Source organism: Burkholderia sp. ABCPW 111, from assembly GCF_000773065.1.
GTDB classification, from domain to species: Bacteria; Pseudomonadota; Gammaproteobacteria; order Burkholderiales; family Burkholderiaceae; genus Burkholderia; species Burkholderia savannae.
In genome coordinates, this window is record NZ_JPWT01000025.1 from 64,749 (window position 1) to 77,669 (window position 12,921).

8 protein-coding genes and 1 pseudogene are annotated in these 12,921 nt (G+C 68.6%); 5 read left to right on the forward strand and 4 right to left on the reverse strand.

Annotated elements, in window-relative coordinates:
* Positions 1-34: 34 nt before the first annotated feature.
* Together X946_RS04965 and X946_RS04970 are read right to left on the reverse strand one after the other, a co-directional pair.
* Complete coding sequence (locus X946_RS04965; RefSeq protein WP_038744619.1) at positions 35-2,119, reverse strand: 3-hydroxyacyl-CoA dehydrogenase NAD-binding domain-containing protein; 2,085 nt, start codon at positions 2,117-2,119, stop codon at positions 35-37.
* A gap of 217 nt (positions 2,120-2,336) precedes the next feature.
* On the reverse strand, positions 2,337-3,977 hold the full coding sequence (locus X946_RS04970) for a 3-(methylthio)propionyl-CoA ligase (protein WP_038744621.1): 1,641 nt from the start codon (positions 3,975-3,977) through the stop codon (positions 2,337-2,339).
* A 127-nt stretch (positions 3,978-4,104) separates the two neighbouring features.
* Here X946_RS04970 and X946_RS04975 point away from each other — a divergent pair, with 127 nt between their 5' ends.
* The 5 genes from X946_RS04975 to X946_RS04995 all read left to right on the forward strand — a co-directional run bounded on the left by X946_RS04975 (position 4,105) and on the right by X946_RS04995 (position 7,935).
* Positions 4,105-5,670 carry a protein adenylyltransferase SelO gene (locus tag X946_RS04975; protein WP_038744622.1) on the forward strand — a complete coding sequence of 522 codons (1,566 nt, stop codon included), beginning with the start codon at positions 4,105-4,107 and terminating at the stop codon, positions 5,668-5,670.
* An 85-nt stretch (positions 5,671-5,755) separates the two neighbouring features.
* On the forward strand, positions 5,756-6,187 hold the full coding sequence (msrB, locus tag X946_RS04980) for a peptide-methionine (R)-S-oxide reductase MsrB (protein WP_038744624.1): 432 nt from the start codon (positions 5,756-5,758) through the stop codon (positions 6,185-6,187).
* A 96-nt stretch (positions 6,188-6,283) separates the two neighbouring features.
* Positions 6,284-6,814, forward strand: coding sequence for a septation protein A (locus X946_RS04985; protein WP_038744625.1), 531 nt, complete (start codon positions 6,284-6,286; stop codon positions 6,812-6,814).
* Positions 6,811-7,131, forward strand: a complete 321-nt coding sequence (locus X946_RS04990; RefSeq protein ID WP_081989352.1) for a BolA family protein — start codon at positions 6,811-6,813, stop codon at positions 7,129-7,131. The genes X946_RS04985 and X946_RS04990 overlap by 4 nt, the downstream gene beginning before the upstream one ends.
* A 24-nt stretch (positions 7,132-7,155) precedes the next feature.
* Positions 7,156-7,935 (forward strand): peptidylprolyl isomerase, encoded by a 780-nt coding sequence (locus X946_RS04995; protein WP_038744626.1) that lies wholly within the window; start codon positions 7,156-7,158, stop codon positions 7,933-7,935.
* 132 nt (positions 7,936-8,067) lie between these two features.
* On the opposite strand, the pseudogene X946_RS05000 reads toward X946_RS04995, so the two are convergent.
* Positions 8,068-8,571, reverse strand: a pseudogene (locus X946_RS05000) (GNAT family N-acetyltransferase); the annotation flags it as partial.
* A gap of 39 nt (positions 8,572-8,610) precedes the next feature.
* Positions 8,611-12,681, reverse strand: coding sequence for a phosphoribosylformylglycinamidine synthase (purL, locus tag X946_RS05005; protein WP_038744628.1), 4,071 nt, complete (start codon positions 12,679-12,681; stop codon positions 8,611-8,613).
* Positions 12,682-12,921: the final 240 nt, after the last annotated feature.

A 12,921-nucleotide genomic window follows, 5' to 3' on the forward strand; every position in this document is an offset into this window, starting at 1 on the left:
GTGGTGCTCCGTCAATGGGCGACGCCGCCGCGCGTCACGCGTTGAAACCGCGTCCGCTCGCGGCGAGCTCGGCGATCGACGGCGCGATCTGCCACGCGTCGCCGTTCGCGCGCTGCGCGTAGCCGCGCATCGCGCGCTCGACGTTGTAGAGGCCGACCGTGTCCGCGTACAGCATCGGGCCGCCGCGCCAGAGCGGGAAGCCGTAGCCCGTCAGGTAGACCATGTCGATGTCGGACGCCTTCGACGCGATCTTCTCCTCGAGAATCTTCGCGCCTTCGTTGACGAGCGCGTAGACGAGCCGCTCGACGATCTCGTCGTCGCCGATCTTGCGCCGCTCGACGCCGCGCTCCTTCGAATACGCGACGACCATCTCGTCGACGAGCTTCGACGGCTTCGCGTTGCGCTCGCCCGGCACGTAGTCGTACCAGCCCGCGCCCGTCTTCTGGCCGAAGCGGCCCTGCTCGCAGAGGCGATCGGCGATCTTCGAGTAGTGCAGATCCGGCTGCTCGGCGTAGCGGCGCTTGCGAATCGCCCAGCCGATGTCGTTGCCGGCCAGGTCGCTCATCCGGAACGGCCCCATCGCGAAGCCGAACTTCTCGATCGCGCGATCGACTTGCGCGGGCAGCGCGCCTTCCTCGAGCATGAAGAGCGCCTGGCGGATGTACTGCTCGATCATCCGGTTGCCGATGAAACCGTCGCACACGCCGGACACGACCGCCGTCTTGCGGATCTTCTTCGCGAGCTGCATCACGGTCGCGAGCACGTCCTTCGCGGTCTTCTCGCCGCGCACGACTTCGAGCAGCTTCATCACGTTCGCCGGGCTGAAGAAGTGCATGCCGACGACGTCCTGCGGGCGCTTCGTGAATGCGGCGATCTTGTTCACGTCGAGCGTCGACGTGTTCGATGCGAGGATCGCGCCCGGCTTCGCGACTGCGTCGAGCCGCGCGAACACCTGCTCCTTCACGCCGAGCTCCTCGAACACCGCCTCGATCACGAGATCGGCGTCCTTCAGATCGTCGTACGACAGGGTCGGCCTGACGAGCGCCATCCGCGCGTCGAGCTTTTCCTGCGTGAGCTTGCCCTTCTTCACCTGCGCGTCGTAGTTCTTGCGGATCGTGGCCAGCCCGCGATCGAGCGCGTCCTGCTTCGTCTCGAGCAGCGTGACGGGCAGGCCCGCGTTGATGAAGTTCATCGTGATCCCGCCGCCCATCGTGCCCGCGCCGATCACCGCGACCGATTTGATCTCGCGCACGGGCGTGTCGGCCGGCACGTCGGGAATCTTGCTCGCCGCGCGCTCGCCGAAGAACGCATGGCGCAGCGCGCGGCTCTCGGGCGTCTGCACGAGCGCAATGAAGCAATCGCGCTCGAACGCGAGCCCCTTGTCGAAGCCTTGCAGCACGCCCGCCTCGATCGCGTCGATGCACTTGTGCGGCGCCGGATAATGCTGCGCGACCGCCTTCACGCTGTTGCGCGCGAACTGGATGAAGCCCGCCGCGTTTTCGTGAACGATCTCGCGGTCGCGCACGCGCGGGTGCGGGCCGCCTGCAGCACCCGCCTTGCGCGCGAACGCGACGGCCGCGTCGAGCAGATCGCCTTCGACGAGCGCGTCGAACAGGCCGCTCTTCGCGAGCTGCTCGGACGGCACGGGCGCGCCGGAGACGATCATGTTCAGCGCGGTCTCGAGACCGACCGCGCGCGGCAGGCGCTGCGTGCCGCCCGCGCCCGGCAGGATGCCGAGCTTCACTTCGGGCAGCGCGATCTGCGCGCCGGGCGACGCGACGCGGTAATGCGCGCCGAGCGCGAGCTCGAGGCCGCCGCCCATCGCGACGCTGTGAATCGCGACGACGACGGGCTTGCCGCTCGCCTCGACGGCGTCGATCACGGTGTGCAGCGTCGGCTCCTGCAGCGCCTTCGGCGTGTTGAATTCGGTGATGTCCGCGCCGCCCGAAAACGCGCGGCCCGCGCCCGTGAGCACGATCGCCGCAACGGACGGGTCGCGCTGCGCGCGCTCGAGCCCTGCCATGACGCCGAGCCGCGTCGACAGGCCGAGGCCGTTGACGGGCGGATTGTTGAGCGTGATGACGGCGACGCCGTCGCGAGTCGTGTAGTCCACTGCCATCTGCCTGCCTCCATGCGTATGCGCGGCCGGTGCGGCGGCGCCAGCTGTGATGCGGTCATTGTCCGCCAACGGCCGGAAGGCCGCGCGGTCGATGCGCCATTTTCTGAGTGCCGAGAAACAGAGGCAGGATACCTCAAAAAAGAACGGTCGTTCAATTTAGTGGCGACCCGCACCCCGACCGGCCGGCGCGGGCCGGCGGGCGGGTCGTCCGGCGCGCTTACGCGTCGACGGCCGTCGGCAGCACGTGGTGCCGGAACTGCTCGCGCAGCTTGAGCTTTTGCAGCTTGCCCGTCGCCGTGTGCGGCAGCGCGTCGACGAACGCGACATCGTCCGGAATCCACCATTTCGCGACCTTGCCGACGTAGAACGCGAGCAGTTCCTCGCGCGTCACGTCCATCCCGGCGCGCCTGACGACGACGAGAAGCGGCCGCTCGGTCCACTTCGGATGCGCGCATGCGATGCACGCGGCCTCGGCGACGGCCGGATGCGCGACCGCGACGTTCTCGACGTCGATCGAGCTGATCCACTCGCCGCCCGACTTGATCACGTCCTTGCTGCGGTCGGTGATCTGCAGGAAGCCGTCGGCGTCGATCGTCGCGACGTCGCCCGTCGGAAACCAGCCGTCGACGAGCGGCGACGCGTCGCCCCCGAAATAGCGGTCGATCACCCACGGCCCGCGCACCTGAAGATCGCCGAACGCGACGCCGTCCCACGGCAGCTCGCGGCCGTCCTCGCCGACAATCCGCATGTCGATCCCGTAGATCACCCGGCCCTGTTTCTCGAGCAGCCGCCGCTGCTCGTCGGCGCCGCGCTGCGACTGCGCCCAGTTGAGCTTGGACAGCGTGCCGAGCGGCGACAGCTCGGTCATCCCCCAAGCGTGGATCACCCGCACGTCGTAGTCGTCCTCGAACGCCTTCAGCATCGACGGCGGACACGCGGAGCCGCCGATCACCGTGCGCTCGAGCGTGGAGAAGCGCACGCCCGCCTCGCGCATGTACGCGAGCAGGCCGAGCCACACCGTCGGCACGCCCGCCGAGAACGTCACGCGCTCGGCCTCCATCAGCTCGTACAGCGACTTGCCGTCGAGATCCTTGCCCGGCAGCACGAGCTTCGCGCCCGTGAGCGCCGCCGTGTACGGCAGCCCCCACGCGTTGACGTGGAACATCGGCACGACGGGCAGCGCCGCGTCGAGCGACGACAGCCCCATCGCGTCGGGCAGCGCCGCGCCGTACGCATGCAGCACCGTCGAGCGATGCGAATAGAGCGCGCCCTTCGGGTGGCCCGTCGTGCCGGACGTGTAGCAGAGCGACGACGCCTGCCGCTCGTCGAGGAGCGGCCACGCGTAATCGCCGTTCTGCGCGCCGACGAGCGTTTCGTAGCAGAGATACGGCGTCGCGCCCTTCGGCAGGTGCGCGTCGTCCGTCATCGCGATCCAGCCCTTCACGTTCGGGCATTGCGGCGCGAGCTGGTCGACGAGCGGCGCGAAGGTCAGGTCGAACAGCACGTACTGGTCGTCGGCGTGATTGACGATGTACGCGATCTGCTCGGGAAAGAGGCGCGGATTGATCGTGTGGCAGACGGCGCCCATCCCGCTGATCCCGTAATACGCCTCGACGTGCCGGTAGCCGTTCCACGCGAGCGTTCCAATCCGGTCGCCCGCACCAGCGCCCAGGCGGATCAGCGCCTGCGCGAGCCGTTTGGAACGCGCTTCGCAATCGCGATAGGTATAGCGGTGAATGTCGCCCTCGACGCGTCGCGACACGATCTCGACGTCGCCCGCATGCCGCGCCGCATGCGCGATCAGCGACGACACGAGAAGCGGCATATCCATCATCTGGCCCAGCAACGGCTTACCCATCGTTTTCCTTCTCCCTGAATTATTTTTCCGATACGGTCTGCTGCGAACGGCTCGACGGCGTGCGGGCGGCTCCGAGCGCCCCGCGCGGCGCGGACTTACAATATCGGCTAACTTACAGATCAGCAATATGTCGTTTTCCACAAGCGAAGCCGCACCGGCCGCCCCTCTCCCCGATCTCGCCGCGACGCTCGCCGCGCCGCGACGCGACGCGTTCGCACAGCTCGGCGGCGCCTTCCTGACCCGGCTGCCCGCCGCGCCGCTGCCCGCGCCGTACGTCGTCGGCTTCTCCGACGACGCGGCGCGCACGCTCGGCCTCGATCCCGCGCTGCGCGACGCGCCCGGCTTCGCCGAGCTGTTCTGCGGCAACCCGACGCGCGACTGGGCGCAGGCGTCGCTGCCGTACGCATCGGTCTACTCGGGCCACCAGTTCGGCGTGTGGGCGGGCCAGCTCGGCGACGGGCGCGCGCTCACGATCGGCGAGCTCGAGCACGACGGCCGCCGCTACGAGCTGCAACTGAAGGGCTCGGGCCGCACGCCGTATTCGCGCATGGGCGACGGCCGCGCGGTGCTGCGCTCGTCGATTCGCGAATTCCTGTGCTCGGAGGCGATGCACCATCTCGGCATTCCGACGACGCGCGCGCTCGCCGTGATCGGCTCGGACCAGCCGGTGATCCGCGAGGAAATCGAAACGTCGGCGGTCGTCACGCGCGTCGCGGAGAGCTTCGTGCGCTTCGGCCATTTCGAGCACTTCTTCGCGAACGACCGGCCCGACCTGCTGCGCGCGCTCGCCGATCACGTGATCGAGCGCTTCTATCCGTCGTGCCGCGACGCCGACGATCCGTATCTCGCGCTGCTCGCCGAAGCGACGCGGCGCACCGCCGAGCTCGTCGCGCAATGGCAGGCGGTCGGCTTCTGCCACGGCGTGATGAACACCGACAACATGTCGATCCTCGGCGTGACGATCGACTACGGTCCGTTCGGCTTCATCGACGCGTTCGACGCGAAGCACGTCTGCAACCACTCGGACACGCACGGCCGCTACGCGTACCGGATGCAGCCGCGCATCGCGCACTGGAACTGCTTCTGCCTCGCGCAGGCGCTCTTGCCGCTCTTCGGCCTCGAGCGCGACGCGCCGAACGAAGACGCGCGCGCCGAGCGCGCGGTCGAGGACGCGCACGCGGTGCTCGGCCGCTTTCCCGACCAGTTCGGCCCCGCGCTCGAGCGCGCGATGCGCGCGAAGCTCGGCCTCGAGCGCGAGCAAGAAGGCGACGCGGCGCTCGCGAACCAGTTGCTCGAGATCATGGATGCGAGCCATGCCGATTTCACGCTGACGTTCCGCCGCCTCGCGCGCGTGTCGAAGCACGACGCGAGCGGCGACGCGCCCGTGCGCGATCTCTTCATCGATCGCGACGCGTTCGACCGCTGGGCGAACCTCTACCGCGCGCGCCTGTCGGACGAAGCGCGCGACGACGCGCATCGCGCGGCCGCGATGAATCTCGCGAATCCGAAATACGTGCTGCGCAACCATCTCGCGGAAACGGCGATACGCCGCGCGAAGGAGAAGGATTTTTCAGAAGTCGAGCGCCTTGCGGCCGTGCTGCGCCGCCCATTCGACGAGCAGCCGGAGCACGACGCGTACGCGGCGCTGCCGCCCGACTGGGCGAGCGCGCTCGAAGTGAGCTGCTCGTCGTGACGCCGCCAAGCCGTGACGCCGCGTGCCGTGCGACGCCGCACGGCCGCCGCGGACGTCGCGCATGAATCCATCAGGAGAATCGAAGATGTCAGGAGATCGAGACGACAAGCGTTATCCGTATCAAAAGGATGACGCCGAGCTACGCCGCCGCCTCACGCCGCTGCAATACGAAGTCACGCAACATGCGGCGACCGAGCGGCCGCACACGGGCGAATACACGGACACCGAGGACGCGGGGATCTACCACTGCGTCGTCTGCGGCACCGCGCTCTTCGAATCGGGCGCGAAATATCATTCGGGCTGCGGCTGGCCGAGCTACTTCAAGCCGATCGACGGCGAGGTGATCGACGAGAAAATGGACTACACGCACGGAATGACGCGCGTCGAAGTGCGCTGCAACCAGTGCGGCGCGCATCTCGGCCACGTGTTCGAGGACGGCCCGCGCGACAAAACCGGATTGCGGTACTGCATCAACTCGGCTGCGTTAAACTTCGAGGCTAAACCCGAGCGGACATGAGCCCGCGCAGGCCGACGAGCCGGCCTGCGCACACGCCGCGACGGGCGTCCCTACAACGGTGGCGGGCCCCATGCCCGCCACGCAGCCGCGAGCACCATGAAATTTCTGTTCGATCTGTTCCCGATCATTCTGTTCTTCGCCGCCTTCAAGCTGTGGGGCATTTTCACCGCGACGGCCGTCGCGATCGCCGCGACCCTCGCGCAGGTAGCCTGGGTCGCGTTCCGCCACCGGAAAGTCGACACGATGCTGTGGGTGAGCCTCGGCGTGATCGTCGTGTTCGGCGGCGCGACGCTCGTGCTGCATGACGAGAAGTTCATCCAGTGGAAGCCGACCGTCCTCTACTGGCTCTTCGCCGCCGGCCTCTGCGCCGCGCGCTATGTGTTCGGCAAGAACCTGATCGAGAAGATGATGGGCAAGCAGCTGACGCTGCCCGAACCGGTCTGGGACAAGCTGAACCTCGCCTGGGCCGCGTTCTTCGCGGCGCTCGGCGTGACGAATCTGTACGTCGTGCGCAATTTCACCGAATCACAGTGGGTCAACTTCAAGCTGTTCGGCACGACGGGCGCGATCGTCGTCTTCGTGATCCTGCAAAGCCTCTGGCTCGCGAAATACCTGAAGGACGAATGACGATGAGCGAGACCTTCCTCTACGCGACACCTGCCGAGCGCATCGCGCTCATCGAGGCGCGTCTATCCGCCGCGCTCGCGCCCGAATCGATCGACGTGCGCGACGACAGCGCGCAGCACGCGGGCCACGCGGGCGCCGCCTCGGGCGGCCACTACACGGTCACGATCGTGTCGGCCGCGTTCGCCGGCAAGAGCCGCGTCGCGCGGCACCGGCTGGTGTATGATGCGCTCGCCGATGCGATGCAACGCGGCATCCACGCGCTTGCGATCGTTGCGTACACGCCAGAAGAATATCCAGCGCCTTCCCGTTCTCAATAAGTCCGCCTCATTAGGAACTTCCCGATGATCCTGAAATTTCCCCGCCTGTGGGCCGCGGCAGCCGCTCTCGCGGCCGCTCCGGCTTTCGCCCAGAACATCGCCGTCGTGAACGGCACGCCGATTCCGAAGTCGCGCGCCGACGCGATGATCGCGCAGCTCGTCCAGCAAGGTCAGCAGGACACGCCGCAGTTGGAGCAGGCGGTGCGCCAGGAGCTCGTCAATCGCGAGATCCTGATGCAGGAGGCGATCAAGCGCGGCATTCCGAATCGTCCTGACGTGAAGGCGCAGATCGTCGTCGCGCAGCAGACCGCCGTGCTGCGCGCGCTGATCGAAGATTTCCTGAAGAAGAACCAGCCGAGCGACGCCGAACTGAAGGCACGCTACGACGAGCTCGTGAAAAACGCGGCCGGCCGCGAATATCACCTGCACCACATTCTCGTCGAAAACGAGCAACAGGCGAAGGACCTGATCGCGAAGATCAAGGGCGGCGCGAAGTTCGAGGATCTCGCGAAGCAATACTCGAAGGACCCGGGCTCGGCGAAGAACGGCGGTGATCTCGACTGGTCCGATCCGAAGGCGTACGTGCCGGAATTCGCGGCGGCCGCGCAGCAGTTGCAAAAAGGCCAGATGACGGATACGCCGGTGAAGACGCAGTTCGGCTGGCACATCATCCGCGTCGACGACATCCGCAGCATCACGCCGCCGCCGTTCGAGCAGGTCAAGCAGCAGATCGCGCAGCAGATGGTCCAGCAGAAGCTGCAGGCGTTCGAGGAAGGCCTGCGTCAGCAGGCGAAGATCCAGTAACGCCGCATCGCGCCGGATACAAGAAAGCCGCTCCTCGGAGCGGCTTTCTTTTTGTCCGCGCGCGAGCGCCGGATTGCCGGATTGCCGGGCCGACGAGCGGCATGTGCGGCGCGCCCGCGCGCTCGCGTGCCGTTACGCGTAGAACGACGCGTGATACCGGACTTCGCCCGCCGGGCGCGGCATGGCGTCGTCGAACGACAACGCCGTCAGGTATTCGGGCGGCGCGTGCGGAAACGCGATGTCGCCCGCCGGCCCGAAGCCGAAGCGCGCGTAATAGGCGGGATCGCCCAGCACGACGCACCCGCGCGCGCCGATGCGCCGCAGCGCATCGAGGCCGGTGCGCACCAGTTTCGCGCCGATGCCCTGCCGCTGGCAGCCGGGCAGCACCGCAAGCGGCGCGAGCCCGTACCAGCCAACGCTCTTCGCGCCGATCGTCACCGGCGAAAACGCGACGTGGCCGACAATGCGACGCTCGCGCTGCGCGACGAGCGATACGCTCAGGCAACCGTCCGCGCGCAGCGCATCGACGATGCGCCGCTCGAACTGTCCTCCGTGCGGCTCGCCCGCGAATGCGGCGGCGATCACGCCGGCGATCGCCTCGACGTCGGCCGCGCGCTCGTCGCGCGGCGTGACGGCGTGGCGGCGTCGGCCGGCTGCGGGCCGATCGTCATCGCGTCAGCCGAGCCAGCGGCGCGCGTTGCGGAACACGCGCAGCCACGGGCTCGCTTCGCCCCAGCCTTCCGGATGCCAGCTCATCGTCACCGTGCGATGGACGCGCTCCATGTGCGGCATCAGCACCGTGAAGCGGCCGTCCGCCGTCGTCACCGACGTGATGCCGGCAGGCGAGCCGTTCGGGTTGAACGGATAGCGCTCGGTCGCGTTGCCGCGATGATCGACGTAGCGCATCGCAATCGCGACGCGGCTTTGATCGCCCTGCTGCGAGAAATCAGCGAAGCCTTCGCCGTGCGCGACCGCAACCGGAATCCGCGAGCCCTCCATGCCGGCGAAGAAGATCGACGGCGAGCTTTGCACTTCGACGAACGAGAAGCGCGCCTCGAACTGCTCGGACTTGTTGCGCGTGAACTTCGGCCAAGCCTGTGCGCCCGGGATCATCGACGCGAGGCTCGACATCATCTGGCAGCCGTTGCAGATGCCGAGCGCAAACGTGTCGGGACGCGCGAAGAACGCGGCGAACATGTCGGCGAGCTTGTCGTTGAAGCGGATCGTCTTCGCCCAGCCCTCGCCCGCGCCCAGCACGTCGCCGTACGAGAAGCCGCCGCAGGCGACCGCGCCCGCGAAATCGGCGAGCGTCGCGCGGCCCGCGAGCAGATCGCTCATGTGAACGTCGTGCGCGTCGAAACCCGCGCGATCGAACGCGTACGCGGTTTCGAGATGCGAGTTCACGCCCTGCTCGCGCAGGATCGCGACGCGCGGACGCGCGCCCGTCGCGATGAACGGCGCGGCGACATCCTCCGCCGGATCGAACGTCAGCACGGGCGCGAGGCCCGGATCTTCGGCGTCGAGGATCGCGTCGTATTCGGCGTCCGCGCCGGCCGGATTGTCGCGCAGCCGCGCGATCCGCCAGCTCACTTCGGCCCACGCGCGCTGCAGCTCGACGCGCGGCGCTTCGTAGATCTTCTTCGCGTCGCGGTACACCTCGATCGCGTCGGTCTCGTTGACCGCGCCGATCACGTGCGAGCACGCGGACAGGCCGTGCTCGCGCAGCGCGCCGAGCACCGCGTCGCGGTCCGCCGCGCGCACCTGGACGACCGCGCCGAGCTCTTCGGAGAAGAGCGCGCGAATCGTGCGGTCCTCGCGGCGGCCGCTCGTCTGCTTCGCCCAGTCCTTCGCGTCGCCGTAGTCGGATTCGTGCTGCGCATCGAGCGTCAGCATGTCGACGTTCAGCGACACGCCCGCGTGCCCCGCGAACGCCATTTCGCAGACGGTCGCCCACAGGCCGCCGTCCGAGCGGTCGTGGTACGCGAGCAGCAGGCCCTGCGCGTTCAGCGCCTGGATCGCCGCGAAGAAGCGCTTCAGGTCTTGCGGATCGTCGACGTCGGGCGTCGCGTCGCCGACCTGCTGCGAGACCTGCGCGAGAATGCTGCCGCCGAGACGGTTCTTGCCGCGGCCGAGATCGATCGCGATCAGCGCGCTCGCGCCGACTTCCGCGACGCGGCGCAGTTGCGGCGTCAGATGGCGGCGCACGTCGTCGACGGGCGCGAACGCCGAGATGATCAGCGACACCGGCGCGACCACTTCCTTCGCGACGCCGCTCTCGTCCCACTTCGTCTTCATCGACAGCGAATCCTTGCCGACCGGAATGCCGATGCCGAGCGCGGGGCACAGCTCCATGCCGATCGCCTTCACGGTGTCGAAGAGCTTCGCGTCCTCGCCTTCGGTGCCGCACGCGGCCATCCAGTTCGCGGACAGCTTCAGCTTGTCGAGCGACGCGATCGGCGCGGCGGCGATGTTCGTGATCGCCTCGCCGACCGCCATCCGGCCGGACGCGGGCGCGTCGATCACGGCGAGCGGCGTGCGCTCGGCCATCGTCATCGCTTCGCCGCTGAAGCCCGCGTAGTCGAGCGCGGTGATCGCGCAATCGGCGACGGGCACCTGCCACGGGCCGACCATCTGGTCGCGCACCGACGTGCCGCCGACGGTCCGGTCGCCGATCGTGATGAGGAACGACTTGCTCGCGACGGTCGGGTGCTTCAGCACGTCGCGCGCGACGTCGGCAAGCGACATGCCCGTCACGTCGACGCCCGCGCGCTCGACGGCGACGCGCGCCACGTCGCGGTGCATGCGCGGCGGCTTGCCGAGCAGCACTTCCATCGGCATGTCGACCGGATATTCGGCCGCGCCCGCCGCCTCGTCGTCGACGAGCTGAAGCTGGCGCTCGTCGGTCGCGACGCCGACCACCGAGAACGGGCAGCGCTCGCGCGCGCAGATCGCCTCGAAGCGCGGCAGGTCCGCCGGCGCGATCGCCAGCACGTAGCGCTCCTGCGCCTCGTTCGACCAGATCTCGCGCGGCGACAGGCCCGACTCCTCGAGCGCGACCTTGCGCAGCTCGAAGCGCGCGCCCTTGCCCGCGCCGTCGACGATTTCGGGAAACGCGTTCGACAGGCCGCCCGCGCCGACGTCATGAATGCTGAGGATCGGGTTTTGATCGCCGAGCTGCCAGCAGCCGTTGATCACTTCCTGCGCGCGCCGCTCGATTTCCGGGTTGCCGCGCTGCACCGAATCGAAGTCGAGCTCGGCCGTGTTCGCGCCCGTGGCCATCGAGCTCGCCGCGCCGCCGCCCATGCCGATGCGCATGCCGGGGCCGCCGATCTGGATCAGCAGGGAGCCGGCCGGCACGTCGTGCTTGTGCGTGTGCTGATCGGCGATGTTGCCGATGCCGCCCGCGATCATGATCGGCTTGTGATAGCCGCGCACCTGGCCGCCGACGTTCTGCTCGTACACGCGGAAGTAGCCGCCGAGGTTCGGGCGGCCGAATTCGTTGTTGAACGCGGCGCCGCCGAGCGGGCCGTCGATCATGATCTGCAACGGCGATGCGATGCGGTCCGGGCGGCCGTACGGCGCATGCTGCTCGCTCGCGTCGCGCTCGCCGACGGGCTGCGCGGCGTCGCGTGCGTTTTCCCACGGCTGGCGTGCGTCCGGCAGGTCGAGGTTCGACACCGTGAAGCCCGCGAGGCCCGCCTTCGGACGCGCGCCGCGGCCCGTCGCGCCCTCGTCGCGAATCTCGCCGCCCGCGCCAGTCGCCGCGCCCGGGAACGGCGAGATCGCGGTCGGGTGGTTGTGCGTCTCGACCTTCATCAGCGTGTGCGTGAGCTCGGTGTGGCGGCCGTAGCGCTCGCCGGGCTCGCCGGCCGCGTTCGCGCCGCGCGGGAACCAGCGCTCCGCCCGCGCGCCCATCATGATCGACGAATTGTCCGAATACGCGACGATCGTGCCTTGCGGGCTCAGCTTCTCGGTGTTGCGGATCATCGCGAAGAGCGACATGTCCTGTTCTTGCCCGTCGATCGTCCACTGCGCGTTGAAGATCTTGTGGCGGCAGTGCTCGCTGTTCGCCTGCGCGAACATCATCAGCTCGACGTCGGTCGGGTTGCGCTCGAGCTTGCCGAACGCGTCGACGAGGTAGTCGATCTCGTCGTCGGCGAGCGCGAGGCCGAGTTCGACGTTCGCGCGCTCGAGCGCGCCGCGGCCCTGCGCGAGCACGTCGACCGTCGCGAGCGGCTTGGCCGGCAGCTCGTCGAACAGGTGCCGCGCGTCGTCGCGCGAGCCGACGACGCTTTCCGTCATCCGGTCATGCAGCGCGGCCGCGACGGCCGCGCGCGCGTCGGCGGCGAGCGCCTTCTTCGCGCCGACGCCGAGGATGCCCGCCTTCAGGGTCACCGTGAACTCGATCCCGCGCTCGATCCGGCGCACGCGCGCGAGGCCGCAGTGCTGCGCGATGTCGGTCGCCTTGCTCGCCCACGGCGACACGGTGCCGAAGCGCGGCAGCACGACGAAGGTCTCGGTCGCGCCCTTCTCGGCGGCCGGCTCGAACGGCGCGCCGTAGTGCATCAGCGCGTCGATGCGCGCGTTGTCGTCCGCCGCGAGCGGCTCGTGCGCGTTGACGAAATGCAGATACTGGCCGCGGATCGCGACGATGTCGCCGTCGATTTGCTTGAGCGCGTCGAGCAGGCGGGTTTGACGGAAATCGGAAAGCGCCGAAGCACCGGGAAAACACGAGAAGTGAGCCATGGGCTGGACTGACGTCGATGAGTCGCGCAAGCTGGCGACGTGGGGCGTAAGGAAGGCCGTAATTATACCCGGAAGTCGACCGCCGAACGGCCGCTCGCATGCGCCGCGCGCGCCGGCCCGACGCCGCGGCGCACGCATCGCGCCGGCCGGCGCGCGTCATTTGGCGCTATCATGCGCGCTTCACCGGGCCGGGCACGGCCTGCCACGCAAGATCCTCCATCGGGCCGGAAGCGGCGCCCG

Bases quoted from the DNA above. Each gene is read 5' to 3' on its own strand.
- X946_RS04965 (WP_038744619.1), bottom strand. From the start codon at position 2,119: ATGGCAGTGGACTACACGACTCGCGACGGCGTCGCCGTCATCACGCTC.
- X946_RS04970 (WP_038744621.1), bottom strand. From the start codon at position 3,977: ATGGGTAAGCCGTTGCTGGGCCAGATGATGGATATGCCGCTTCTCGTG.
- X946_RS04975 (WP_038744622.1), top strand. From the start codon at position 4,105: ATGTCGTTTTCCACAAGCGAAGCCGCACCGGCCGCCCCTCTCCCCGAT.
- msrB (WP_038744624.1), top strand. From the start codon at position 5,756: ATGTCAGGAGATCGAGACGACAAGCGTTATCCGTATCAAAAGGATGAC.
- X946_RS04985 (WP_038744625.1), top strand. From the start codon at position 6,284: ATGAAATTTCTGTTCGATCTGTTCCCGATCATTCTGTTCTTCGCCGCC.
- X946_RS04990 (WP_081989352.1), top strand. From the start codon at position 6,811: ATGACGATGAGCGAGACCTTCCTCTACGCGACACCTGCCGAGCGCATC.
- X946_RS04995 (WP_038744626.1), top strand. From the start codon at position 7,156: ATGATCCTGAAATTTCCCCGCCTGTGGGCCGCGGCAGCCGCTCTCGCG.
- purL (WP_038744628.1), bottom strand. From the start codon at position 12,681: ATGGCTCACTTCTCGTGTTTTCCCGGTGCTTCGGCGCTTTCCGATTTC.